We start from the raw sequence: 25,696 nt of genomic DNA, 5'->3' as shown, positions 1-25,696 counted from the left end.
ATTGAATCCATAAAACCCGATTCCCACAACAGGTCTTACGGATTCAAGTCGTCTCACGCTCAATCAGCTGGTATGTTAGCTGTTCGGTCTTCAACTCTGTTTTACCCAATACGACCCACAATTGATGGAAAGCTTGGGTGGCTTGCTCCGCAATCGGATTGTGTATGGTCGTGATTCCAAGAACACGGGAAAGCTCGATATCATCAAACCCCACAATGGCAAGTTGTTCCGGTACCTGAATATTCCGTCTGCGTGCTTCACTCAGAATGCCGATGGCTGCATAGTCATTCGAACATAATACGGCCTGTGGAAGCTCTCGCTCCTCTGCCATTCTTCGCATCGCTTCTTCACCATCGGAGGAGCTAAATACGGAATACTGATATGCTTCATTCCATACAGGTAACCCTCTACTCTTCATGAAAGTTTCATAGGCTTTACGGCGGCTCTGGGTATTCAGACTCTCAGCCCTGCCAAATGCATTTGCAATTCGAGTGTATCCTCTTGATACCAGATGCTCCAGAGCTAACTTATACCCTTTTGCCTGATCCATCGCGACAGACGGAATCTCGTCGTTCCCCATTCGCTGCCAGGAAACAATCGGGCCGTATTCCATATACGCTTTTAATTTCCGAGGATCGTTAACACAGGTAACAATTAGGAGTCCATCCACCCGCTTGCTACGCAGGTCTTCAAATCCTTGTAACTCAATTTCCTTATTTCCACGGGAAGTATACACGATCGTCTGAAACCCGAAATCCATCGCTGTTTCCATAAACTGATTCATGAAAGTGAGACTGAGATCGTCAATGGTTGACGTTATGATGCCAATTTGTTTGGTCTTGCCTGTAGATAATGATACTGCATTCCGGTTCGGAATATAATTTAACTCCTTCATAATATTCGTTATGATATGTCTTGCTTCGTCACTAACATGTGGGGAATGATTGATTACTCGCGACACTGTCGCTCTTGAGTAACCAGATCGTTTCATAATTTCATCGAACTTTGACATCGGAGACTCCTTTCTTGCTAACGAACTACATAAGTTCATCCAGTACTATTTTGAATAATAGTATGCCTCATATCTGGGTCAAAAGTAAAACTTGACGTGTAACCCGTTACAACGTTTAAGCTTTTTTTATGTCATACATGAATCATCTTAAATATAAATTTGATGAATGGAGCGATACACATGAATAACTCTCAAAATCATATCTATCAATTCCCGGAAAATTTTCTGTGGGGTGGCGCAATTGCAGCCAACCAGGCTGAAGGTGCATACAATCAAGGCGGCAAAGGTCTTTCTACTCAGGATGTAGCTCCCCAAGGCATCAAGGGTCCCATCACGGAAGAGCCGACTGAAGATAATATGAAACTGATTGGTATCGATTTGTACAACCGTTACAAGGAAGATGTGAAACTGTTTGCCGAGATGGGCTTCAAAGTTTTCCGTACGTCCATTGCATGGTCCCGAATCTTCCCGAAAGGTGATGAGCTCGAACCGAATGAAGAAGGCTTGCAATTCTACGACAACCTCTTTGACGAATGCCATAAATATGGAATTGAGCCATTGGTTACGTTGTCCCATTACGAGACCCCTCTTCATCTATCCAAAGAATACGACGGCTGGGTGAACCGCAAGATGATTGGATTCTATGAGCGCTACGTAACTACTGTCTTTAACCGGTATAAAAACAAGGTGAAATACTGGCTGACTTTCAATGAAATCAATTCCATTCTTGAAGAACCATTCATGAGCGGAGGTATATACACACCCAAAGAGAAACTGAGCAAGCAGGATCTGTATCAAGCTATTCACCATGAATTTGTAGCAAGTGCTTCTGCCGTTAAACTCTGTCATGAGATTATTCCCGGTGCTCAGATTGGTTGTATGATGCTCAGCATGCCAACGTATCCGCTGACGCCACATCCAGACGACATGATCCAGGTAATGGAATTCGAACATAGCAATTATTTCTTTGGTGATGTGCATGTTAGAGGCCGCTACCCAGGATACATGAAACGTTACTTCTGTGAGAACGGAATTCAGATTCATATGGAAGATGGCGACGAAGATATGTTGCTTCATACGGTAGACTTTATCTCCTTCAGCTACTATATGAGCCTGTGTCAGACTGCTGATCCAGCGAAACAGATTGCCGGTGAAGGGAACTTGCTTGGTGGTTACCCTAATCCATATCTGGATGCAAGTGAGTGGGGTTGGCAGATTGATCCGCAAGGATTGCGTTATGTACTCAATATGTTCTACGACCGTTACCAGAAACCGCTGTTCATTGTGGAAAATGGCCTTGGAGCAGTGGATGAATTGATCACCGGTGCGGATGGCGAGAAAACGGTTGAGGATGACTACCGGATCAAGTATTTGAACGATCATCTGGTTCAGGTTGGGGAAGCCATTGAAGATGGTGTGGAGATCATGGGTTATACTTCATGGGGTTGTATTGATGTAGTCAGTGCGTCTACTGCCCAGTTGAAAAAACGTTATGGCTACATCTATGTTGATCGTCATGACGATGGTTCAGGAACACTCGAACGTTACCGCAAAAAATCCTTCCATTGGTACAAAGAAGTGATCAGCAGTAACGGAAAAAGTTTGAAACGTTAAGTTCAAGCAAAAGTTTAAGCAAATGTAACAGATATATCCTTCTATCCCCCAGCAAATCACATGAAAAAGTGTCGATTATACGATACCTTGGCAAGTGTTCTGTGTGGGGGATATTATTAAAAACACCCGATGATAAACATCGGGCTTTGTCATGGGCTAAAATGCTAATCCTCACTTTATGTTCTTCACCTTACTACATCCCTGCTGTACTTTGTTTTGTCCTCTTCCGTTATCTTGCGAAGGACCCTGCAAGGATTACCCGCAGCAATCACACCAGACGGTATACTCTTGGTCACTACGCTCCCTGCGCCGATGATCGTATTATCTCCAATCGTCACACCGGCAAGAACTGTCACACCGCCACCGATCCATACATTATTGCCCACCGTGATGGGTCCAACGATCTCCAGACCTTCATTGCGCTGCTCAACATCATAAGGGTGGCCTGCAGTATAGAATCCACAATTCGGAGCAACAAAAACGTTATCTCCAAAACTGATTTTTCCTCCATCCAGCATGACAATATTATGATTGCTATAGAAGTTCTCACCAATTTCAATATTATATCCGTAATCACATACAAAGGGCTGTTCAATCAGGAAACGATCCGTCGTTTTCCCGAGCAGTTTCTTGATTAACGCTTCTCTTTCATTGATCTTCCCTGGATGGAGCTGGTTATAATCGTAACAAAGCCCTTTGGAATGTAAACGCTCTTCAATTAACTCTTGATCATAATTGGCGTTATACAAGAGCCCTAATTGGGATTTTTCTTTTTCAGTCATCATTTCGTAAGCACTTCCCATCTTCTATCTATACATATGTTAAAGCTCTATCTCTCTAATGATTCTGGCAGGATTGCCGCCAACGATCATATTATCAGGAACATCCTTTGTAACCACAGACCCGGAAGCAATGACCACGTTGTCTCCAATGGTAACCCCCGGATTAATAACGGCTCTACCACCAATCCATACATTATTGCCAATCGTGACTGGCTTGCCGTATTCTGCACCCGTATTGCGTTCATGCGGATGGAGTGGATGAGTAGCTGTATAGATATGTACATCTGGTCCCATTAAGCAATGGTCTCCAATACGAACTTCACACACATCTAATATCGTACAATTAAAGTTGGCATAAAAATGGTTGCCTACATGAATGTTATATCCATAATCCACATGAATATTAGGTTCCATGCCCAGGTGTTCGCCTGTTGATCCAAACAGTTCCTTCAATAACTTGGTGCGAAGCTCACCGTCCGTTTCCGTCGTTTGATTAAACGTCCGAGTCATTTTCCTTGCAAACTCTCTGTCCTCAGACAATTGAAGATCCGAAGCCATGTACAGCTCGCCATCCAGCATTTTTTGTTTTTCCGTCTTCGTAGTCATGATCACCGCTCCCTCAATACACATCATGTAATTCACATTAAATAATACTTTTAAAAACTATTTTAATTATATAGATTAGTATGAATAAAGCAAGTTTTGCTTGTTATGAAAATGGTTTAATCTACTGACGCGTACTCTAGCGAAACAGCAAAAAAACCTCTACACCCATTAGACTATGGGAATGCAGAGGTTCAAGCTTTTGTCTAATTTCTTTATTCTAAGCAACCGCCTGAACGGTTTTTTCCTTCACGCTAATGGCATAGATGGCAGACAGCAAACCAAGCAGAATCAGAACAGAACCAACCCATCCGGTGTTCAGAATCGATGAGTGATCAATCACCATGCCACCGATATAAGTACCCAGTGCAATACCTGCATGTGCAATACCTGAGTTGGTGCTGATTAGCGTTTCGGCTGTTTCCGGTGACGTTTTGATAATCAGACTATTTTGTACAGGCGTAACGGTCCAGCTCAGTGCACTCCAGATGCTTAACAATAACAAGAAGGTGATCAAAGGTAATCCCACACTGAACGGAATGACAGCCATACTTATGATAAAAGGAATCAGCACAATGACAATGGCTTTAGCAGGATGCAGACGATCGGATAACATGCCACCTATGCCTCCACCTGCAACAGCAGCGATCCCAAACATCATATAGATAAAGGTAACCATCGTGGCGCTGGCTCCCAGCGTTTCTTGCAGAAACGGTGTAAAATACGCATATAAAGTCAAATGACCCGCAAGCACAAGTAAAGTTGTCGCATGGATTGCCAACATTTTAGGATTCCACAGAGCCGTAAGCTGTTTCTTCAAGGATACAGCAGGAATCGGCTGCACACGATCCATCGCAATCCAGATGGCCACCATAACCACTGCGGTCAGAACAGCGATCAACATAAACACCTCACGCCAGCCTGCCAAGTTACCTACAAAGATTCCAAGAGGTACACCCAGGATAAGTGATGCACTACCTCCCATGGTAATGATCCCCACGGCGCGTCCTTTATATTGTGGTTCCACAATGCGAGCTGCAAGGGTCAGGGAGAGTACAAAAATAAGTGAGCCCGTGGCGGCTCCGAGCGCTCTGCCCGCCATCAGCATATAAAAGCTGGTACTGAATGCAGAGATCAGATTACTGATTAGAAATACAAACAGCGTACACATATATACTTTTTTACGCTCGAATCTGGCCGTCATATTTAATAAAATCGGCGCAGACAACGCATAGACAAGTGAGAAAATAGAAATTAAATACCCGGCTTTAGCCAGGGAAAGACGAAGATCCGTAGCAATCAGGTCCAGAATTCCGCCCAAGATCAGTTCAACGGTTCCGACCACAAATGCTGCGATAGCAAGCACATATACTTTCTTATTCATTTTTGAATCCTCCTCAAAAAGTTACAACTACGATAGTAACCCATAAGATTGAAAGTTTCAATAGTTATTTTCATGAATATTTTCAAACAAAGATATAACAAAAAAACTATTCTCCAAGAGAATAGTTTTAATAGATCAATCTGGTGAGCAGTTTCTCGATTTCAGCATCCTGTAACAGTTGGTCACCGTATTTTTTGGTAATTTGAGTAAGCGCAACATCATGGTAGAAATAATCAGTCATCGCTTTGACAATCGGTTTGGACATCGTCTTGATCGCTCGCCATGAATCGTGCTCCACACCCGCAAACAGCAGATATGCATGATCCACAATAAGCAGTTGTGAAGGTTCCGGCGCATCAAGCAATGGAATCAACGAGTATATCCGGTTTAAGGATGTCTCCATTCCCCCAACGGCAAGCACTTCAACGTACACGCCCTGCTTTTCCTTCTGCTCCAGCAGTGTACGATATTTCTCCATTCGCTCATTCCAGGCCAGAAAAAGAATGGATGAATCTGCTTCCTCGATAAGCTGTTCGATATTCGATGCGATGGACGACTCATCTTTTAACGTCCAAATATGCTCATCCGTAAATGTACGTTTGATTTTGTAACTTTTCAATTCCTCAATATCTTTCTCAAAATCAGCCTTGATCTTATGAATAATGGATTGAAGATCCACAGCCATATATAGTTTTTTCTTCCCATCCATCGTTGTCAGCACCGTTCCCTTGTCGATCAGGCGATTAAGCACTTCATAGATTTTGGCTTTGGGAACGTTGGAGTAATTTACGATCGATGTAGCATCAAGAGGTTCATCCTGTGCAAATATAGCCTCGTATACCTGACTTTCATATTGTGTAAACCCGAATTTCTGCAACATGGTTTAAATCTGCGCATCCCTTCTTAGTATGTCTGGTCTATCTAGTTTAGTCGGCTATACTTCCCATGTCCAGTATGTCCCAATTGACCTAGGAATGTGGAATCACAATTAAATTTAACGATGTCACCAAAATAAAATCACTTTCCAGTGGTTATATTAACAATCGGGAATACACATTTTGCTTATGGAAGGAGTTGTAATTTATAATGGAAAGCACTCAAGATTTTGTGAAAAAAGTTAACGAAAATGCCGAAAAAGCGCGTCACAATAAAAACAACGGCAAGGGAACACCAGGGGACAAGTTGCCATCCAAACAGCATTCTACGAATAAGTAGAGTCTATTTATTGAACAGCATGACTTCCGTCTAACACCCTTTCCTCTACTTTTCATCTACTATTAAGAACCTTTAATAGAAAAGAGATGATTAGTATGGCTCGTGTCAATGCTGTTCCACAACCGGATCTGGTATTAATCTATTGGTCCAGAAATCCGCTCATTCCCGGTTCTGCGCGCAGAATCCAAAGTGTACGAGTGATTGGCAACACGTCTCCGTGTACATTCACATTAGTTCCCGGCGCATTATTGATTAATGCATTAAACTGTTTGCTGGACAACGATATTGGATTCAAAGTGGTATACCGCCAAAAAACGTCAACCATCAGTGGAGTTCTGTTATTGAAACGCAAATAATTAAAAGCAAAAAAATGGTGCCTCCCTTTAAGGGGCGCACCATTTTTCATGTTCCATTCTTGGATAGTATGAATCAATCATGCTATTGGTTAGCAGCGATCGTTTCATTCACTTCCTGTGTGATTTGATCCCCTCCAAGTTTCTTCCAATTGGCTACGAAATTATCAAACTCGTCAATCGACAAGTTACCATAGATGATTTTCAGAAACGTCTCGGCTCTCAGTTTATCCAGTGTAGCTTGCTTCGTATTCATTGTTCTCGTCGGTGCATAGATGAATTCATTCATGACAATGAGGTCATTATCCCGATAATATTTAATCACACCTTGTGAACTCTCTGGGCCAAAGATACGCTCCATATGCCACTTGTCGAGATTCCCATTCCGATAATCCATAATATCGTCATAGAACAGCTTCGCTTCGAGTTCCAATCCGGACGTATCTCCAGTTTTGAGCGCCTGCTCTACTTCGTCCTGCGCCTTCACATTTTTGTTGGCTGGCAGGTTGGAGACCGTTGCATTATGAAAACCAAGACCTGTCAGTCCATTTAAGTAAGCAGCCCGTTCTTCCTTCGCAGACTCACCGAACATTTTTTCAGCCTGGAAATTAAGCAGTTTAATCAACGCTTCTGGATGCTCGTAGCCTTTACGAACGGCAAATATACCGCCAAGACTAAGATGATTCTGTGTTTTGGCTGGCTGATCATCAATCGATTGAACCGGGTAAGCCATCCAGTCGATGTTCTTGTCTTTTTTAATCATGCTGCTAACCTGAAATGGTGCCCATTGTGGCAGGAAGAACATGCCTGACTTGCCTGCATTCACATCCTCCATCATTTTAGCAAAATCCTTCACGCCAAATTCAGGATCAAGCACACCCTTCTGATACAGAGTCTGAAGCTCACGCAATCCTTCTTTCACTTCCGGTTGGATCGTTCCATTCACGACTTGACCTGAAGCATCCTTAATCCAGGTTTCGAGATAACCATGATAACCGAGCAAGAACGCATTAATAGGCAAATCTTTGTTTAAGGCAATACCATACGTATCATCTTTGCCATTTCCATCTGGATCTTCGAAGGTAAAGGCTTCCGCAATCTGGATGACATCCTGCATGGACTTGGGCGCTTCAAGACCAACCTTTTTCAGCCAGTCCTGACGAATCCAGATCATATCCGAGGAATCCAGCGAGCCTGGGAAACTCACCATGGCGTATATTTTTCCATCCTTCGTTACTGGCTTCAGACCTGCTCCATCTTCAGCAGACATGAACTCCTTCACCAGTTCGGATGCATACTTGTCATATACTTGGGTCAGATCCTCCAGCATTCCTGCTTCATGCAGTTGTTCGAATTGAACAGCACTCACTTTCAGGACATCCGGCAGATCACCACTCGCCAATGTGACATTCATCTTATCGTTATAATTGGCATCCGGAACAATCCATTCGTACGTTACATCAATACCAAGTTCATCCTTGTACCCTCTGGTCCAGATGTTATTGGCGTGTGTATCTCCTTGGGCAAGCGATTCTTTCCCTGTTTCATTCATGGTGGAAGTCAGTTTAATGGGTGGGTCATATTTCGTAAGTGGTCCTCCCGCATCCTGCTGTGCGTTCGGTTCAGCTTCATTCTCGGCACTTCCCGCACCAGATGAACAGGCAGCAAGCGTGGTGGCCAGTACCATGGTTAATGTTAATAATGAGAACTTCTTAAATGATATATTCATGCGAATCCCCCTTTTTTCTCCTCCCGTGAGGTATAATTTTATATTACAAAGAAAGCGCTATCACTTCGAGTGTATCCCGTTGACATCTGGTATCTTTGATTTACCATTTGAGATATCATTTAACTTTTCTGATCCCGAAACTCTTGAGGGGTGCAGCCTGTTGCTTTTTTGAAGAAACGATAAAAATAATGCTGATCGCTAAACCCAACTTTCGCGGATATTTCATGCATTTTGCAGGAAGAACCCAGAAGCAGCTCTTTGCTTCGCTCCACTCTGCGGTCATGGATGTAGTCGGATATGCCTTTGCCTGTAATCCGTTTGTACCAACGCGACAGATAAGAAGGATTAAGAGAGACTTCCTGTGCGATCCGTGTGAGTGAGAGGTCGTCCTCCAGATGGTGCTTGATGTAATGATGGATCGTAATTAGAATCTGTGATTGATCATTCAGGCGAGCATCGCTTCGTTTGGAGATCATCCATTCGTATGCCGATTGATAAAAGATGACCAGATCAGACCATGCGGTATGGATGTCAAAATGCAGCATTCGGGAAAGCGATATTTCTTCCATTGCCGATTCATACAACCCCAGTTCGTGCAGGACTTCAATGAGTACACTCGCTGCACCCGTATACGTTTTCATGCGGAAGAACGGATCTTGAAGCCCTTCCTTCGCAGCCTCGGTCCATTTATGGAAAGACTCCATCCATTCCCGATCCCCGGCGGTTATTCGCTGTTTGATCTGATCCAGATGCAGCGTTACAACACCCTGTTGATTCATGATGCTAGGGGTGTAAGGCAATTCATTCTGGATATTTACACGCAGCAGCTTCTCCATCCCAAGCCCGGGACTCTCATGAATCGACAGGCGTAACTGCCCGATTGCCTGATTAACCCCGCTCCATTCTACCGCCTGCTCACTGACCATGATGGATACAGACAGGTTCAGACAGTCCGCACAGGATTGCTGCACAGACTCCAGTGTGCCATAGACAAAACGAAGAGTTTGTTGCCAGTTATCCAGCTGACTCCCTCGTTCCCCTTCATTATTAGATATGTGGGACGGATGCGCCCCTTGCGATTGAATAAAGCAAGCGATGACCTGAGTGTCCAGATCAATTGCCTTCACCTTGGCCTTGTCCTGCAGCAACTCCTCCGCAACATTGGCAACGGCATACCGGATGAGACTGCGGTCCGCCTGAGACTGGTAGTTGTTCCACTCCTCCACTCTTATAATCACAGGAATAACAAGTTGATCAGATTGGAAGGGGAGCTGCACGGCATCCAGCTCTTCCTGAAGTGAAGCGATATCAGGTCTATCCGTTCGCTTCAGCACATCCAGCAGCAATTGACGCTGTAACTGGGGCAGCGCTCGTGGCAATTTACTGCGAAACCATGCAGCTTGGTAGCGAAAATCATTCTCTTCCGAGATCTGTGTTAATGCCCGTTCTACCGCAGCCCGAATGTGATTCATGCCCTCTGTCTTTAACAGGTAATCAACAACGCAAGGATTCCGAATAGCTTGGTGTGCATAATCAAATTCGTTATGACCTGTCAGCAATAGGACTTTGCATCGTGGCCACCGATCCATAATCTGCTCAATTAACTGCATGCCATCCATGCCAGGCATACAGATATCGCTGAGTACAATATCAACCTTGACCGAGTTCAGCCAATCGATAGCTTCATAGGCAGAGTATGCCTTGATTATCTCCATGTCCTGAAGATTTGCTTTTTGAAAGAACGCATACAGTCCGTCCAGAATAACGGGTTCATCATCTACGATAAGCATCCTCTGCATGACATTACTCCCCCTCCCATGGAATCTTCACTATAATGCACAACCCACCGAGCTCACTTCGCTGCGCTGTAAGACCATGACCAGCCCCGAATTTGATTCGTAATCGCTGATTCACATTGATGAGCCCGGTTATCTCTTCGTTTCCATGTTTCCGCTCTGTTTCCTCAAATGCAGATTGCAGATAAATCAATGTTTCATCGCTTAACTGATCCCCATCATCCTCAATGCGAATGGATAGATTGTCCAGGCCCTTTTGGTACGAGATCTGTAGAATACCTCCTTGGCTGCGTTTGGCTAGTGCATGCTCAAACACATTCTCTACGATCGGCTGAATCATAACTCTGGGAACGGAAATGTCTCTGTATCTTGCGTCCAGATCCTCCAATTCCAATTGAATCCTCGAACCAAACCGAATTTTTTGAATCGATGCATAGACCAGCGCATGGTCAATCTCAGCCCCCAACGATACCTCCGTATGAGAATCCCGAGACATATACCTGAAATATTGACCCAAGTAGTCGGTGAATTCCTGAATGAGCTCCACATTCTCCACCTCAGCCATTTGCTTGATGCTGAACAGACTGTTGTATAAAAAGTGAGGTTGAATCTGGGATTGCAGATGTTTGAGTTCCGCCTCACTTGTTCGAATGCGTGCAACATAATTCTCATCGATCAAAATATGTAGGCGTTCTATCATATGGTTGAATCGGGAGTACAAATAGCCGAATTCATCCCTTCTGGATGAAGGAATATGTACACTTGTCTGGCCCTGTTCAGCCATTCTGAATCCTCGGATGAGCAACGCTAACGGTTGGTGAATCGATCTGTAGATCGAAAACGAGAAGACAATAATAATTACAACTGACATGAAGGTCACCATCCATAACCATACGTTGTATTGTTTCAGCGGCGCACTCAGCACATCCTGCGGTATAGTAGCTGTCAGGGTGAACGAGTGATCCTTATCATGCAACGAATAATAGAGATATGGATCAGATTGGAACTTTGTAACTTGCATGGACTCAGACGGTTCCGGCGAAACTGTTCGGATCGGTTTTACAGGTGCTGGCTGCTCGGAAGAAGAAATCACTACATGTTGCTGTTCACCAAAACTCAGTGTAATCTCACTTTCGCCCGTTTCCGATAGCTGCTGCAAACGATGTTTCAGTTCTTCAGCAGACAAGCGTATTCCTAATATGAAATTGGGTGGTTCCTCATGGTTCATGTTATATGGATTACTTTTCAGGAAATAGAGATCGTTATTGGAATGTGATAATTCGCCATTCAGATTCCCCATCGTCGCGAGCAGATTCTTCCACTCGGTATCCTCTACATCCCGAATTCCGTCCGCCGCACTGACCCGTTTATGCAGAGCGGGAACGTAATACACAACATCACTAATATAAGGACTCGTCACCATGATCTGACCCAACTTATTGTGAATGTTGTTCAGACTGGACGTGACTTCATACCTGCTCATAATTGCGGCTCGTGTACTTAGTGTGGACATGGTTTCATCAAATGAAAATTCGGTCACCAGTGCACTCATTCGCTCCAATTCGAATTGCAGATGATTATGGTAGAAGTACAATTTGGACTCATGTGCCTTCTCCACCTCCGTTTGCATTTGTTTGGAGCTGACTTGCGTAATCATAATGCTTATCCCATACAAGGGCAGAATGACCAGTACAAAAGCAATCATCAGTTTGACGACAATGGATGACTCTCTCCATCTCCCCCGGATGAATCGCAAAGTTTCCCTCCTCCTTTCCTCACGCTCTCTCATCAATAGCAAAAAAGGAGCCAGAAATCGGCTCCTTCCATCGATCGGTTTTCCTCCTATCGATCTTATCCCTTTACACTTCCGACGACAAGACCATGAACGAAATACCGTTGCAGGAACGGATACACAAGCAGGATCGGAATAACGGACAAAAAGATCTGGGAAGCTTGGGTGGTTCTATCCGATACCTGACTTAAGAGCGTTGCATCTTCCAGCGTCATCATCTCGCTCTGAATCATCGTCACCTGCTGCAACATGGACTGAAGATAGGTAGCAAGCGGATAACCTTCCGGACTCTTCATGTAGATCATGCCATCAAACCAGGCGTTCCAGTGTCCTACCATGGCGAACAGCGTAATGGTCGCAATACTGGGAAGTGAAATAGGAAGATAGATGCTGCATAGCGTGCGGAAATGTCCTGCCCCATCCATCCAGGAGGCCTCTTCAAGTTCCTTCGGCAATCCCCGGAAGAAATTAAGCATTAGAAGTACATTAAAGATCGGAACAGCACCTGGCAGAATCAGGGCCCAGATGGAATCCAACAAGCCCGCTTCCTTAACCACCAGGTAACCCGGGATCAATCCCCCACTGAATAACATGGTGAATACGAAGATCCAGGCATAGAACGTTCTTGAACGGAATTTCGTAGCCTCTTTAGAGAGTGGATAAGCCACCAGAATGGTGAATACCAAGTTGGTCGTAACCCCCAGGACTACACGGAGAAGGCTCGTGCCAAATGAGTTCAGGAACTGCTGATTTTCCAGAATGTATTGATAGGAGGACAATGTAAAATCCACAGGCCAGAATGTGACACTTCCCGCTTTGACCGCATCACTTGAACTAAATGAAATCACTAATATATTCACAATCGGGAACAGGCATAACAAGGCAAGAATCGTCAGGATGACGTAGTTAAACCCTAGGAACCACCGATAGGCTCTTGAAGCGTGGTGCATGACTCTGCCTCCTTTCTAGAATATCCGATAATTCGCGAACCGATAGGCCAAGAAATAACCAAGTCCAATAAAAATGAAAGAAACGACAGATTTGATCAGCCCCAACGCTGTGGATACAGAATACTGTGCATCCTGCAATCCAATCCGATAGATCATCGTATCGAGAATATCTCCTGATTCATACACCAAAGGATTATACAAATTGAACACTTGATCAAAACCGCCGTTGAGTACATTCCCCAGACTAAGCGTTACCATCAAAATTACGATCGGGCGAATGCCTGGCAGTGTGATATGCCATGTCTGCTTCCATCTTCCCGCTCCATCCATAACAGAGGCTTCGTAGAGTGACTTATCAATATTCGTGAGGGCAGCAAGATAGATAATCGTACCAAATCCGAATTCTTTCCATTGGTCTGTGATGACAAGTATGTATGGAAACCACTCGTTACTGGCCAGGAATTGAATTGGGTCAATTCCGAGGGCTTTGAGCAACATATTAACGATCCCCGTGCTGGGAGATAACACATCCACGATGATTCCCGCCAGAATAACCCAAGAGAAAAAGTGAGGCATATAAATTACAGTCTGAATCGTTCTTTTGAAACCTGTCTTGCGAACCTCGTTGAGTAATAAGGCTACAAGTACCGGAATGACCAAGCCGGACACAATTTTCATCGTTGATATAAACACCGTATTCCATACAACTTGCGAGAAACCGGGCAGATCGAACAGATACCTGAAATTGTCTAGGCCCACCCAGTTCATGTTTTTGAATCCGGCAATGGGAGAGAAATTCTGAAAGGCAATAGAGAGCCCCGCCATCGGAATGTAACCGAATACAATAATAATCAGCAGTCCGGGTAGAATCATAAGATGAAGCGGAACGTTTCGGATAAATTGTTTGTAGTTGGAACGCATAGCTGACTCCTCCTTCAACGTTTATTATAGGAGCAGCCAGATCACCGCAATAGTGTAGGCTATTTACTTTGGGTATCTTTTGTTGACCCTTTGCACAGTTCAACCGCCATACCAAAAAAGAATCGAATCAGTTGCAATTCTATTCTTAAGCCATTAGAATGAACTCTTTTGAGATATGCTTAGACATAGACATGACGGACAGGATTTGCTAACTACGATATGAAACCTTACATTCCAGTGTACGTAATGTAATATTTACCATTAGGGTGTAGAGGAAACTGTTATTTATTTTGATTACAATTGAGGGATATTATGAAAAAACAATTTATGGTACTTGGTCTTGGACGATTCGGTTCAAGCTTGACACACACACTCATTAAAAATGGGCATGAAGTGCTCGCTGTAGACAAAAGCGAAACTCTTGTTCAGGAGATTTCAACGGTGGCAACCCATGCGGTACAAGCAGATTGCACTGACAAATCAGTCCTTATGGAGCTTGGGGCAAGCAACTTTTCACACGCTATTGTCGCGATCGGCGAAGATCTGCAAGCAAGTATACTAACCACTTTGTTATTGAAAGAACTTAATGTGCCCAAAGTAACAGCCAAAGCAAAAAATGATAACCATGGCAGTGTGCTTAGCAAGATTGGTGCGGACCAGATCGTTTATCCTGAACGTGACATGGCCACAAGGCTGGGAAATCAGCTTAGCTCAGACAACATTATTGATTCCATTGAATTGTCTTCAGATTATAATCTGGTCGAGATCAAAGCTCCCTTAAGTATGAATCAGAAGACTTTGCTAGAACTCAATATTCGGGCTGAATATGGATGTACGGTTATCGCCATCAAAACAGGGAATAACCTGAATATCTCACCCATGGCGGAAGACACAGTCCGTGCGGGAGATATGCTCTTGTTAATAGGTAGTAACGATGACATTCGAAATCTGGAGAGCGATTATGAGCCAAAGAGATAAACGCGTGATGGGAACTCCGACTCTGACAAACATTGAATCGATTGTAAACAAGTTGAAAAATAATATGAGCCCTCCACAACTCATCATGATGATCTTCTTCACTCTCATCTGGATCGGAGCCATATTGCTTGCACTGCCGATATCTTCAAGTACCGGGAATTCCATCGGTTTACTTGATGCCTTGTTCACAGCAACCTCCGCTATATGTGTAAATGGGCTGATTGTCTTGGATACAGGGAGTGTCTTTTCAACATTCGGACAGGTCATCATCATGATTTTAATTCAGGTTGGTGGACTGGGTTTCATGACACTAGGTGTAATGGTTGCCATTATTCTGGGGAAACGGATTGGTTTGAAACAGAGGCTTCTTATTCAACAAGCCACCAATACCTCCTCTGCTCAAGGTCTGGTTAAGTTATCCATGTATATTGTACTTATAGCCTTTGCTTTTGAAGCTCTGGCTACCGTGGTTCTTACATTGCGCTGGCAGAGCGATTTGGGATGGGGACAAGCTTTCTATTACGCCATATTCCATTCCATCTCTGCCTTCAATAATGCGGGTTTCTCTCTTTGGAGTGATAGCCTTACTCCATTTGTTGGTGACCCGATTGTTAATCTTACAGTAATTACGCTCTTTATCATTGGCGGCTTGGGTTATATTGTGGTTGTGGATGTATTCCGCAAACGTTCATGGAGAAAGCTCTCCCTTCATTCAAAAATTGTGTTAATCGGTAGTTTTTCTCTGTACTTGTTTGGATTTATCACCATTTTTTTACTCGAGAGTTGGAATCCTTCTACGTTTGCTGATTTATCTTACAGTGAACGTATATGGGCTTCTCTATTTCAGGGTACTGCTCCTCGAAGCTCTGGATTCAATACCATTGACATTGGAAGTATGTTGGCCACATCCCAATTTTTCATTATTATCCTAATGTTCATTGGGGCTTCATCCGGCGGAACAGGTGGAGGAATTAAAATCAATACTTTTGTGGTCCTTGTTCTTGCGACCATACAAACATTTCGGGGCGGCGGACAGATTCATGCTTTTGAGCGTAAAATTGCAGAAGAAACAGTAATGCGTGCACTCGCTGTTGTCTTAAGTTCTCTCGCCTTTGTGCTTGGGATCTCCATTCTGCTATCCATATCCGAAGGCATTCTTGAAAATCATTTTCTGGATGTTCTGTTTGAAGCCACTTCAGCATTTAGCACCACTGGACTCTCGATGGGTCTGACAAGTGAGTTGAGTGTTACCGGTAAAATTATAGTCTCTATTACGATGTTTGCAGGACGATTGGGACCCTTAACTCTGGCTTTTGCACTGGCTCAGAAGAAACGCACATCCAAAATCGGTTATGCAGAGGACCATGTCCTTATTGGTTAACATACCGGACTACTGACATGTTAATCTTATTGCGGAAAAGTAATTTCTTTTTATTTCAAAACAAGTTCAATAGCAAAACGCCCCCTTATCGCAAACAACAGATGTCTGCTTAAGGGGGCCTTTATTTATATATTTGCTTACAGAAGATCCATAATAAGAACATTTACCGAATGAGCTGACAAACCAACGATCACTGATTCACCATTCAATTTTATCTCCTGTTCTTGGGGAATCACTTTCTCATCATTCTTCTGATTCACATTTGGAATATGCACCAAATGATCTTCTCCAGTAAGTGTGATCAGTCTGGCTGAACCATCAACCTTCAGATCCTGAAGGCAAATCCGGGTTGATTTATCCACATCATCTGCATTGACCAGTTTCACATACACATGCCGTGTGTCCTTCGTAACGGAGTGGAATACTTCCCGGTTGTAGGCTTCCAGCTTGTAATCCAGAACTTTGCTGGGATGGAGCCCATCCGTATACGAGCAGATCAGATTCTTCCCTGTATCCCCACCATAGTTAACCGTGATTGTATAATCGATCCCATTCTCGAGTGGTTCATAATTGGCCGCTCTCAGGTTACCTGCTGCCGAGCTGGATGAATAGTCTCCCAGTGTATAACCTTCAATCCCTTGTTTGTACACCTTCACTCCTGTTGCATTCCCGCCGTAACTTATTGCGTACTCGATAACATCCTTGTTCTCAGGTGAGATATCCGTCAGTCCCACGCCAATGTAAAAACCATCCTCACCTGAAATTCTTACCGCCTCAACGTGTACCTTGTAGTTGGTCCATTCGTCATTCAGCAGGTACAGTCCATTCAATCCACTAGTTTGTGCGCTCAGGCTGAGCCCTCTTCCTGCGTTTAACGTATATCCTTCCGATCCAGGAATTGGAATCCATGCCTCACTAGGCTCTGTACGTTCCCTGAAATCTTCATCAAACATCAAACTGCCATCCACATTGGACGTGACTGTGACTCGTTTCACCACAATCTCTGCATTCCCTGTTGCAATTTCGATGCCGCCACGCGGAATAAGACTCAGCGGTTTACCTTTGCTATAGGTGGAGAATGAAGTTTCAAGCACCTGATCCCCTACATATTTTGCAAAAAGCTGCTGTACATAATAATTCGGTGTATACCATACTGTTTCATCATCAAACCAGATGCAGTCTGGCGTCCAGCGATAGGTTCCGTCCGTTAGTACTTTGTTGAACAATGGCGCATAGGCAGCCAAACGAACAACGTCTGCATTATTTTCAAATCCGGTCATGATCGCAGCTTCTGCGACCGCTCCTGCCAGCGTGTTTTTGTCCGTGGAAGCATATTCTCCAACAAACACTTTGGATGTTTCTTTCCAATCGATACTTCCATCTTCATGATAAGCCCGGTCATAATAGTTGTATCGATCTACGTTATTCAGCAAATATTCATTGGAGCGGTAGTAGTGCTCATCTGCGATGGTGTCCATATAATTGTCCTGATTTTCATACCAGGTTACCGTCTCCTCAATCACCTCAGTACCATCGGCAAAAGCCACTTGAGCTGACCCGGTGAGGTTCCCGCTGAGGAATTTCCATCCTTCCTGGTACGCATTATCATCCGCCTGAGCACCAACTGTCGAGATAATGTGCAGTTCATGATCAGGGTAGTTCTGCTTCATGTAGTCATCTATCGAACGTTTGAATACTTCGAAGTTGGCAAAAAATTCAGTGCCCCAGTTCTCATTACCTACGCCGAGATAACGAAGATCAAACGGTTCAGGATGTCCCATCTGGCTTCGTACCCCCGCCCATTCGTTGTGTTCAAAATCTGTACTGAGCGCAAAGTCGATCAGGTCTGTGAAGTTGCGGATATAATAATCCCTTAATGCGCCACCCGCAGGATGAGCATAATCCGAACGTGCCTGACATAACACACCGCAAGCCATCACTGGAACCGGAGCAGCATTCAGATCCTCCGCCAACTGGAAGTACTCCATATAACCAAGCCCCATCGTCATCATGTAACCCCAGACATTATAATTCTCTTTGCGCAGCTCAACGGGTCCTACAGAATCCTTCCAATCATATACGTTGTCCCATATGAAGGACCCTTCCGAGATACATCCTCCCGGAAAACGCAGGAACTTTGGATGCAGATCTGCGAGTGCCTGAATTAGATCTTTTCTCAATCGATAGTTCGGATTACCTGTGTAGTTGGCATGTGCTGTAGCGGATATCCCTTTTTCTGTCGGATCAAATCCCCATACATTCTGAGGCACTAAGGACACCATATCGACGGAGATATCACCTGCAAACGTAAGTGCCAATTGACCAAGTACAGTTTCCGTTCCGGTAAGTGACAAGCCGTATTTCTTCCATGTGTTTCCGCCTTCAACATGTAACGTTACCGAATCACTGATGGAAGTGTCTTCTCTATCCTGCAATTGAACAGTGATCGTTCCTGCCAATTCTGCTTTTGCCCATACGGTAAAGTCATATGTTTCACCCTGCTTGATGGACATGGCACAATACTGGTTAGAGTCTGAGAATCCACGATTCCGAATCGTTGCCCCATCCTGAACCGTGACATAATAAGCATTTACTTCAGGATCTTCCACGTTAAAGTGAACGTTTAGTCCATCCGTATGCTGCACGAGCATTTTATCCGTATCGCCTGACCAGGCAAACAAAGGCTCACGATTTCGACCTGTCGAACAACCACACTCTCCAGAGTCATGCGAGTATGTATCAAATGCAAAAGATTCAAATGATCGATTCTGGACAAGCTCCGCATAGATACCGCCATCTGCCGCGTTATTAATATCCTCATAGAACAAACCATACATCACTTCACTGATGTCAGCCACCTTCTGATCTCCATGGATGGTGACCGTATAAGGCGGAAGATGCGCCGGCACAACAGACACGTCAAAGCTGTGGCTCAGCTTACGATCACCTCTGTTCAGAAGCGCACGGAGCGTAACCTCTTGTGCGGATGTAATTGCCTGAACCTCTCCATTCTCAGACAGGACTTCCGGATTACTGGAACTCCACTGAACCGTCACTTTATCACCCAGCAAATGTGCAGGCAGTGACACATCTTTGGTGATAATTCGGTTGGGGAAGGACAAATACTTGTCTGCCGCAAGCTTCACAATCGCTTCATCTGTCAGTGATTCACACATCACTTCAATAACTTCATCCATGGTGAGCGCTGCCCCATAGATCCGAAAGTCGGATAACGAACCTGCAAAATCCACATCCGCTGCATACTGGGAGCGTCCAATATAATTCTGGCTATAATTCTCAGGATCAGTGAACGAATCAAACCATTCGCGCAGTTTGGCATAATTGCCACTGGATGTCTGACTGATCGAGCCGTCTGCGGCCTTCTCCCCATTCACATATACAATCGGACCCGCACTGCTGAGCGTCCCCCCTTGGCTGCCTGCCACGGAGAGTGCAATATGCATCCATTCACCGCTTGCAACTCCCCCACTTGGATGAACAACCAGATTATCTCCGGCATATAACGTACCCAGAAGCTGACGTGTCAAAAATAAATACGGTCCCTTCTCCCCTTTACCAAAGTCAAAAATGCGTTCCCACACATTGGACCCCTTGCCCAGAAACACCCAAGTGGCAATCGTAACTCCTGTGTTATCGCTTACATCCCGAAGCAGATTCGAGGGTAGTTGCAGATAAGAAGTTCCATTCGCTCCCCCGTTGAAAGTCACCGCGGATCTTCCTTTCAACTCGGATACCACAGGTAGGATCTCACCTTTGGCTATACCATCATGTCCCTTACCGGAGCTGTCCTTCCCGATCTGACCGGCAGCTTCGAACGTGTATTGTGCGATTAATTGATTTTGATATGTGCTCATGTTCTTACCTCCTATGTAGTTGGGAATTGTCGATTCACGCTTTTGATTCGTATTAATATAAAATGATTGATAAATAGTTAAATACATTTCTTAAACGTAATAATATCGCATCATCGATCCCCATTTCAATCCTAAATTTGAGAAAGACAACTGGTTTATTTGAATGTAATGACCTTTATCGGCTCTTCCCGTCTCTTATTTATTTTTCATTTTACTCTTATAAACATTACATTTATGGTTTACAAACATATAAATCAATTGATAATATAACAAATGAAAGCGCTTGATATAATGAGCTACTCAAAGGAGGTCTGCCGAACCTTTTATCGTGTGCTGCCAAGTATCGGTTGATTTTTCATTCCAGGGAATAGGAAAGGGGAAACGTATGAAACGTTATTGGGTTCGCGTACTTAACATCTCTGTTCTAAGCACCACTCTACTTACTGCAACAACTTTGGCACCGGTCTCGGTGTTCGCAAATGGTTCAGGGGCAACCGTGGGTAACTCGCAGACTTCCACCACACCTCTCGCAAATCCTGCTACATCATTCAAAAATGTTTCCGTTCATGACCCATCTGTCATTAAGGTGGATGATACGTTTTATATTTTTGGTTCACACTTGCAAGTGGCCAAGTCTAAAGACTTTCTGAACTGGGATCTCGTCGCATCGGGTGTTACGGATAACAATCCTGTTGTCCCCAATGTAACCAAGGAATTCGCTGAAGCGCTGGAATGGGCGCAGACAGATACGTTATGGGCAGCAGATGTCATTCAATTGGCGGACGGCAAATTTTATATGTACTACAATGCTTGTAAAGGGGACTCTCCGCGATCAGCGCTTGGCATTGCTGTCGCAGACAATATCGAAGGCCCTTATAAGGATCAAGGCATTCTGTTGAAATCCGGCATGTGGGATCAGATCAGTGAGGATGGTACCATTTACGATGCAACGATCCATCCCAATGTGGTCGATCCTGATGTCTTTTATGATAAAAACGGCAAGTTATGGATGGTGTATGGCTCGTATTCCGGAGGGATTTTCATTCTGGAGATGGATGCAACGACAGGTAAACCACTGCCAAATCAAGGTTATGGCAAAAAGCTGACCGGAGGCAATCATAGTCGTATTGAAGCCCCTTATATGCTCTACAGTCCCGAAACCGATTATTATTATCTGTACCTGTCTTACGGTGGACTAGGTGCTGATGGAGGATACAACATTCGTGTTGCTCGCTCCCAATCACCGGATGGGCCTTTCCTCGATGCGGAAGGAAACGATATGATCAACGTTAAAGCGGACAAGGATAAACCGTTGTTTGATGATCGTTCTATTGAGCCTTTTGGAGTCAAATTGATGGGGAACTTCCTGTTCGAGAGACAGATCGGTGATCCGGGCACAGGCCTGGGTAGCGGCTATGTATCGCCAGGGCATAACTCTGCTTATGTTGATCCGGAGACTGGCAAACAGTTTCTCATCTTCCATACCCGCTTTCCAGGGCGTGGCGAAGAGCATGAAGTTCGCGTACATGAGATGCATATGAATGCAGACGGTTGGCCCGTCGTTTCTCCATATCGCTATGCGGCTTTGGGAGAAGATACCACCCAGCTGACAACCCAGGAGATCGCTGGTCAGTACCAATGGGTGAATCATGGTAAGGACATCACAGCGGACATCAAGCCATCCCAGACCGTTCAGTTCACGGCAGATGGGCAGATTCAGGGTGCCGTGACAGGAGCATGGAGTCTTGGTGCAGACAACAAGGTTCAGATCACTTCGAATAACGTTGTGTACAAAGGCGTCTTCACACATGAATGGAACTCGGAATCTCAAAGTACGGTTCTGACCTTTAGCGCCCTCTCCTCCTCCGGGATTGCCATCTGGGGAAGTCAAGGTGTTGAACGGAGTGATCAAGACATTGTAGATGCAGTGAAAAAGGATCTGAACATTAGCAATACGGATCACGTGTTCTTCAATCTGTCTCTGCCTACCAAAGGAACAAGTGATGCAGACATTACGTGGAAAAGCTCCAATGCTTCGGCTCTATCCACCACAGGTGTAGTGCAGCGACCACGCGCTGGTAAGGGCGATGCCAAAGTGAAATTAACCGCCACGATTCGTAAAGGAACTGCGGTAAGCTCCAAAACGTTTAACGTTATCATTCCACAGCAAGCGGTAAGCCCATTGCTCGGGGAGTATACTTTTGAACACAAGAAACTTGGCAAAGTCGCACAGGATTATAGCAAAAACGAATATCACGGACAAGCCTTTAACGTGGTCAGTTCTGCTGCAAGTGGCAAAAATCAGGCTGCCACATTTAACGGAACCGACAGTTACATTCAGTTACCTGGACTCGTTACAGATACAACGGATTTCACGTTTAGCGCCTGGGTCAATTGGGACGGTGGCGGGTCCTGGCAGCGTATTTTCGACTTTGGAAATGGCTTGATGAGGCATATGTTCCTCACTCCCTCCCAGCATAATGGAGCATTACAATTCACCATTCATAATGAGGGAAGGGATCAGAGCATCATTGCCGCAGATCCACTGCCTTCTAAAGAGTGGGTTCATGTCGCTGTAACCCTTCAGGGTGATGTGGGCACTCTGTATGTGAATGGTACATCGGTTGCAAGCAGCACTGAGATCACCTTTAACCCGAAAGATCTGCAGGTAACCGAAGCTTATCTGGGCAAGAGTCGTTATACGGCTGATCCGTTCTACAAAGGCAGCTTGGATAATGTAAAAGTATATGATAAGGCTTTAACAGCCAAGGAAATCCAGCGTCAGGCCAAAGAAAAGCCATAAGTTAGAGTCCTATCATAGACGTTGGACTCCATAGCGAACAAACCTATAAAGCAGCCAATGTATTGAACTGCATCCATTTGTTAGAGGCGACTAACAGCGGTGTTGCAGTTCATTACATCAGGCTGCTTTATTGTCACTTCGAATAATGAATGACCATGTTTAATTTGTTTGTCTTAGCACCGGAGTTAACATAGGCGTGAGGCTTGTCCGCTCCAAAACGGATCGACTCCCCTGAACTCACCGTATAATCTTCCGCCCCTACTCGAATCGTAACTTCACCTTCAAAGACCGTAATAAATTCTTCCGCACCTTCGATATGCGGTTCAGCGTTCAACTCAGACTTAAGATCCATCTCCATCATATATATTTCAAAACGACGCCCCTCTTCAAAAGGAAAATGCGGATAAATCCGAACCTTTCCCTCATCCTCCATCAATACTTGAATATCATCCCCCGTAACAACGGTAGTATCTGACTTCGGCTCGTGGATCAAAGCAGTGAAGGAGGTTTTCAGGCCATTAGCAATCTTCCATACAGTTGCAATGGATGGATTGGATTCACCACGTTCAATCTGACCAAGCATGGTCTTGCTAATACCAGTCATTTCGGCGACCTTGTCCAGACTAAGTTTTCTTTGTTCCCTAAGCTGTTTCAGGTTCTGAGCAAGAATACTATTAATGTTTTTCAAAATCCATCCTCCCATTTTATAATTATGTTGTGCTATATAACGCACATGTTGTACAATGATAAAGACCGTGCGCTGTAACGTACATTTCAGTTCATTATATCACACAACCAAGAAAACGTGGAGGAACCATGAACATTATACCTTTAGTGACATATGCAATCATTGCTTCATTTACACCCGGACCCAACAATATCATTTCCATGACGCATGCCAAAAATCAGGGGTTCCGCAAGACCCTTCCGTTTATTAGTGGAGTTGCAGCCGGCTGCCTGCTAATTATGTTTCTGTCCAGTTATTTCAACCTTATTCTTCATCAATATATTCCTAGGATCACACCCGTCTTAAACGTGTTAGGATGTGTGTACATGCTCTATCTGGCGCTCAAAATCATGCGAAGTAAACCTGCAGATTCGCAGGAAAACAAGGTCAATCATTATTCATTTCTATTTGGGTTCACCCTGCAATTCATCAATCCCAAAGTCATTCTGTATGGGCTTACTGCCATATCCGTTTTTGTTCTGCCTCTTGGGCAGTCCCATGTACAATTAATCGTATTTTCCTTACTTCTCACCTTCATCGGTATTAGTGCCAATATGACCTGGGCGTTTGGTGGCATGTTATTCCAGAGCTTTTTATTAAGATACGAGCGTCCTGTTAATATCGTCATGGGTATGTTGTTAATTTACAGTGCATTATCAATACTGATGTAAAATGCAATAGAAAAAGCGTCCACTCATTTGATGAGCTGAACGCTTTTATTTTTTTATCCTAATTCCGGTCTCCACCATGGATGTGTAGGGTATTCCTCCGTATGAAGCACAACCTTCTCGCCGATTTTAGGTGTTGCAATCTTAACTTGCAAGGCATGTGCAGCCTTCGTAATCCGTTCAACCGGTTCATTCCAGGCATGATAGGCCAGCGTAAATGCGGCCCAATGAATCGGGATGAGCAACTTACCTCCTACATCCAAATGTGCTTGTACCGTTTCTTCCGGCATCATGTGAATGTTGGACCAACGCTCGTCATATTGCCCACATTCCATCAAGGTCAGGTCAAATGGACCGTATTTACTGCCAATTTCCTTGAAATGAGGACCGTATCCGCTGTCCCCACTAAAGAACACCTTGGTATGTTGTCCAGCGATAACCCACGAACACCATAAGGTAGAATTACGGTCGAATAATCCTCTGCCCGAGAAATGTCTTGCTGGCGTGCAAGCCAATGTTAGACCTTTGAACGATAACTCATCCCACCAGTTGTGCTCGGTAATCTGTTCCGAAGGCACACCCAGTTGAATCAGCCGACGACGGACGCCAAGCGGCACGATAAATCGCTTTGTTTTATCCTTTAATCTGCGAATGGAGTCATAATCCAGATGATCATAATGGTCATGCGATATAATAATTGCATCCAGCGTTGGGAAATCCTTCGGTTGAATTGGTAGATTGGTGCTGTAACGTTTGGTACCCACCCAAGACACGGGGGATGGACGATTGCCCAGCATCGGATCAAAGAGCAACCTGTGCCCTTCAATTTCGAGTAAAAAAGCCGAATGTCCGAACCATGTAACCTGTGGATTATCGGATGCACTAAAGATTTCAGCGGGTTCACATATCTCCATAGGCATCGTGCCAGATGGCCTCCGCTCTACATTGCCACGCATGGAATCTCTCAATATACTGATCAGGGACTTGAAGTTCATGCCGGCTGATGTCGGGAGCTGATTTTCGTATTTTGTCATTATACATACCTTCTGTTCTATATAATCAATCTAGGTTCAATATTTGGATGAGAACTATTCATATCGTAGCTATATATTA

At 44.4% G+C, this 25,696-nt stretch carries 20 protein-coding genes; 7 read left to right on the top strand and 13 right to left on the bottom strand.

Annotated elements, in window-relative coordinates:
- Positions 1–43 precede the first annotated feature (43 nt).
- Positions 44–1,012: a LacI family DNA-binding transcriptional regulator gene (locus ACETMN_RS14265; protein ID WP_091016606.1), complete on the bottom strand. Its 969-nt coding sequence runs from the start codon at positions 1,010–1,012 to the stop codon at positions 44–46.
- 180 nt (positions 1,013–1,192) lie between these two features.
- On the opposite strand from ACETMN_RS14265, the gene ACETMN_RS14260 reads away from it, so the two are divergent.
- Positions 1,193–2,626 (top strand): glycoside hydrolase family 1 protein, encoded by a 1,434-nt coding sequence (locus tag ACETMN_RS14260; RefSeq protein ID WP_091016608.1) that lies wholly within the window; start codon positions 1,193–1,195, stop codon positions 2,624–2,626.
- 185 nt (positions 2,627–2,811) lie between these two features.
- Here ACETMN_RS14260 and ACETMN_RS14255 read toward each other — a convergent pair whose 3' ends face one another.
- The 4 genes from ACETMN_RS14255 to ACETMN_RS14240 all read right to left on the bottom strand — a co-directional run bounded on the left by ACETMN_RS14255 (position 2,812) and on the right by ACETMN_RS14240 (position 6,275).
- Positions 2,812–3,408 carry a sugar O-acetyltransferase gene (locus ACETMN_RS14255; RefSeq protein ID WP_091017706.1) on the bottom strand — a complete coding sequence of 199 codons (597 nt, stop codon included), beginning with the start codon at positions 3,406–3,408 and terminating at the stop codon, positions 2,812–2,814.
- Positions 3,409–3,447: 39 nt separating this feature from the next.
- Entirely contained in the window at positions 3,448–4,014 is a 567-nt protein-coding gene (locus tag ACETMN_RS14250; protein ID WP_091016610.1) for a sugar O-acetyltransferase, read from the bottom strand.
- A 217-nt stretch (positions 4,015–4,231) separates the two neighbouring features.
- Complete coding sequence (locus ACETMN_RS14245; protein ID WP_091016612.1) at positions 4,232–5,395, bottom strand: MFS transporter; 1,164 nt, start codon at positions 5,393–5,395, stop codon at positions 4,232–4,234.
- Positions 5,396–5,522: 127 nt separating this feature from the next.
- A complete protein-coding gene (locus tag ACETMN_RS14240; RefSeq protein WP_091016614.1) occupies positions 5,523–6,275 on the bottom strand; it encodes a TrmB family transcriptional regulator in 753 nt (250 codons plus the stop codon).
- A 206-nt stretch (positions 6,276–6,481) separates the two neighbouring features.
- Here ACETMN_RS14240 and ACETMN_RS14235 point away from each other — a divergent pair, with 206 nt between their 5' ends.
- Both ACETMN_RS14235 and ACETMN_RS14230 read left to right on the top strand, forming a co-directional pair.
- Positions 6,482–6,610, top strand: coding sequence for a DUF4023 family protein (locus ACETMN_RS14235; protein WP_047842809.1), 129 nt, complete (start codon positions 6,482–6,484; stop codon positions 6,608–6,610).
- Between the two features lie 95 nt (positions 6,611–6,705).
- On the top strand, positions 6,706–6,966 hold the full coding sequence (locus ACETMN_RS14230) for a hypothetical protein (RefSeq protein ID WP_091016616.1): 261 nt from the start codon (positions 6,706–6,708) through the stop codon (positions 6,964–6,966).
- An 82-nt stretch (positions 6,967–7,048) separates the two neighbouring features.
- Here the strand turns inward: ACETMN_RS14230 and ACETMN_RS14225 are convergent, their stop codons facing one another.
- The 5 genes from ACETMN_RS14225 to ACETMN_RS14205 all read right to left on the bottom strand — a co-directional run bounded on the left by ACETMN_RS14225 (position 7,049) and on the right by ACETMN_RS14205 (position 14,151).
- A complete protein-coding gene (locus ACETMN_RS14225; RefSeq protein ID WP_091016618.1) occupies positions 7,049–8,692 on the bottom strand; it encodes an extracellular solute-binding protein in 1,644 nt (547 codons plus the stop codon).
- Positions 8,693–8,811: 119 nt separating this feature from the next.
- On the bottom strand, positions 8,812–10,491 hold the full coding sequence (locus tag ACETMN_RS14220; protein ID WP_091016620.1) for a response regulator: 1,680 nt from the start codon (positions 10,489–10,491) through the stop codon (positions 8,812–8,814).
- A gap of 4 nt (positions 10,492–10,495) precedes the next feature.
- Positions 10,496–12,277, bottom strand: a complete 1,782-nt coding sequence (locus ACETMN_RS14215; protein WP_411736263.1) for a sensor histidine kinase — start codon at positions 12,275–12,277, stop codon at positions 10,496–10,498.
- A 62-nt stretch (positions 12,278–12,339) separates the two neighbouring features.
- On the bottom strand, positions 12,340–13,230 hold the full coding sequence (locus ACETMN_RS14210; RefSeq protein WP_411736262.1) for a carbohydrate ABC transporter permease: 891 nt from the start codon (positions 13,228–13,230) through the stop codon (positions 12,340–12,342).
- Positions 13,231–13,245: 15 nt separating this feature from the next.
- Positions 13,246–14,151, bottom strand: a complete 906-nt coding sequence (locus ACETMN_RS14205; RefSeq protein WP_091016626.1) for an ABC transporter permease — start codon at positions 14,149–14,151, stop codon at positions 13,246–13,248.
- A 312-nt stretch (positions 14,152–14,463) separates the two neighbouring features.
- Between ACETMN_RS14205 and ACETMN_RS14200 the strand changes: the two genes are divergently transcribed.
- The gene (locus ACETMN_RS14200) at positions 14,464–15,129 is read left to right on the top strand and encodes a potassium channel family protein (protein WP_091016628.1); all 666 of its coding nucleotides are present in this window, start codon (positions 14,464–14,466) and stop codon (positions 15,127–15,129) included.
- Complete coding sequence (locus tag ACETMN_RS14195; protein WP_105598576.1) at positions 15,113–16,510, top strand: TrkH family potassium uptake protein; 1,398 nt, start codon at positions 15,113–15,115, stop codon at positions 16,508–16,510. The genes ACETMN_RS14200 and ACETMN_RS14195 overlap by 17 nt, the downstream gene beginning before the upstream one ends.
- Positions 16,511–16,647: 137 nt before the next feature.
- On the opposite strand, the gene ACETMN_RS14190 is transcribed toward ACETMN_RS14195, so the two are convergent.
- Entirely contained in the window at positions 16,648–20,385 is a 3,738-nt protein-coding gene (locus tag ACETMN_RS14190) for an alpha-L-arabinofuranosidase C-terminal domain-containing protein (RefSeq protein WP_411736261.1), read from the bottom strand.
- 385 nt (positions 20,386–20,770) lie between these two features.
- Between ACETMN_RS14190 and ACETMN_RS14185 the strand changes: the two genes are divergently transcribed.
- Complete coding sequence (locus tag ACETMN_RS14185; protein ID WP_411736260.1) at positions 20,771–23,188, top strand: family 43 glycosylhydrolase; 2,418 nt, start codon at positions 20,771–20,773, stop codon at positions 23,186–23,188.
- Between the two features lie 133 nt (positions 23,189–23,321).
- Here the strand turns inward: ACETMN_RS14185 and ACETMN_RS14180 are convergent, their stop codons facing one another.
- Positions 23,322–23,876, bottom strand: a complete 555-nt coding sequence (locus ACETMN_RS14180; RefSeq protein WP_105598573.1) for a helix-turn-helix domain-containing protein — start codon at positions 23,874–23,876, stop codon at positions 23,322–23,324.
- Positions 23,877–24,004: 128 nt separating this feature from the next.
- Here ACETMN_RS14180 and ACETMN_RS14175 point away from each other — a divergent pair, with 128 nt between their 5' ends.
- Complete coding sequence (locus ACETMN_RS14175; protein WP_091016638.1) at positions 24,005–24,586, top strand: LysE family transporter; 582 nt, start codon at positions 24,005–24,007, stop codon at positions 24,584–24,586.
- A gap of 53 nt (positions 24,587–24,639) precedes the next feature.
- On the opposite strand, the gene ACETMN_RS14170 is transcribed toward ACETMN_RS14175, so the two are convergent.
- Positions 24,640–25,617: an MBL fold metallo-hydrolase gene (locus ACETMN_RS14170; RefSeq protein WP_411736259.1), complete on the bottom strand. Its 978-nt coding sequence runs from the start codon at positions 25,615–25,617 to the stop codon at positions 24,640–24,642.
- Positions 25,618–25,696: the final 79 nt, after the last annotated feature.

This window comes from Paenibacillus sp. M2 (genome assembly GCF_046713495.1).
Classification (GTDB): domain Bacteria; phylum Bacillota; class Bacilli; order Paenibacillales; family Paenibacillaceae; genus Paenibacillus; species Paenibacillus amylolyticus_B.
Note: the sequence above shows the minus strand (reverse complement) of the source record. Positions and strands in the feature narration are given on the sequence as shown.

Bases quoted from the DNA above. Each gene is read 5' to 3' on its own strand.
- ACETMN_RS14265 (WP_091016606.1), bottom strand. From the start codon at position 1,012: ATGTCAAAGTTCGATGAAATTATGAAACGATCTGGTTACTCAAGAGCG.
- ACETMN_RS14260 (WP_091016608.1), top strand. From the start codon at position 1,193: ATGAATAACTCTCAAAATCATATCTATCAATTCCCGGAAAATTTTCTG.
- ACETMN_RS14255 (WP_091017706.1), bottom strand. From the start codon at position 3,408: ATGACTGAAAAAGAAAAATCCCAATTAGGGCTCTTGTATAACGCCAAT.
- ACETMN_RS14250 (WP_091016610.1), bottom strand. From the start codon at position 4,014: ATGACTACGAAGACGGAAAAACAAAAAATGCTGGATGGCGAGCTGTAC.
- ACETMN_RS14245 (WP_091016612.1), bottom strand. From the start codon at position 5,395: ATGAATAAGAAAGTATATGTGCTTGCTATCGCAGCATTTGTGGTCGGA.
- ACETMN_RS14240 (WP_091016614.1), bottom strand. From the start codon at position 6,275: ATGTTGCAGAAATTCGGGTTTACACAATATGAAAGTCAGGTATACGAG.
- ACETMN_RS14235 (WP_047842809.1), top strand. From the start codon at position 6,482: ATGGAAAGCACTCAAGATTTTGTGAAAAAAGTTAACGAAAATGCCGAA.
- ACETMN_RS14230 (WP_091016616.1), top strand. From the start codon at position 6,706: ATGGCTCGTGTCAATGCTGTTCCACAACCGGATCTGGTATTAATCTAT.
- ACETMN_RS14225 (WP_091016618.1), bottom strand. From the start codon at position 8,692: ATGAATATATCATTTAAGAAGTTCTCATTATTAACATTAACCATGGTA.
- ACETMN_RS14220 (WP_091016620.1), bottom strand. From the start codon at position 10,491: ATGCAGAGGATGCTTATCGTAGATGATGAACCCGTTATTCTGGACGGA.
- ACETMN_RS14215 (WP_411736263.1), bottom strand. From the start codon at position 12,277: ATGAGAGAGCGTGAGGAAAGGAGGAGGGAAACTTTGCGATTCATCCGG.
- ACETMN_RS14210 (WP_411736262.1), bottom strand. From the start codon at position 13,230: ATGCACCACGCTTCAAGAGCCTATCGGTGGTTCCTAGGGTTTAACTAC.
- ACETMN_RS14205 (WP_091016626.1), bottom strand. From the start codon at position 14,151: ATGCGTTCCAACTACAAACAATTTATCCGAAACGTTCCGCTTCATCTT.
- ACETMN_RS14200 (WP_091016628.1), top strand. From the start codon at position 14,464: ATGAAAAAACAATTTATGGTACTTGGTCTTGGACGATTCGGTTCAAGC.
- ACETMN_RS14195 (WP_105598576.1), top strand. From the start codon at position 15,113: ATGAGCCAAAGAGATAAACGCGTGATGGGAACTCCGACTCTGACAAAC.
- ACETMN_RS14190 (WP_411736261.1), bottom strand. From the start codon at position 20,385: ATGAGCACATATCAAAATCAATTAATCGCACAATACACGTTCGAAGCT.
- ACETMN_RS14185 (WP_411736260.1), top strand. From the start codon at position 20,771: ATGAAACGTTATTGGGTTCGCGTACTTAACATCTCTGTTCTAAGCACC.
- ACETMN_RS14175 (WP_091016638.1), top strand. From the start codon at position 24,005: ATGAACATTATACCTTTAGTGACATATGCAATCATTGCTTCATTTACA.
- ACETMN_RS14170 (WP_411736259.1), bottom strand. From the start codon at position 25,617: ATGACAAAATACGAAAATCAGCTCCCGACATCAGCCGGCATGAACTTC.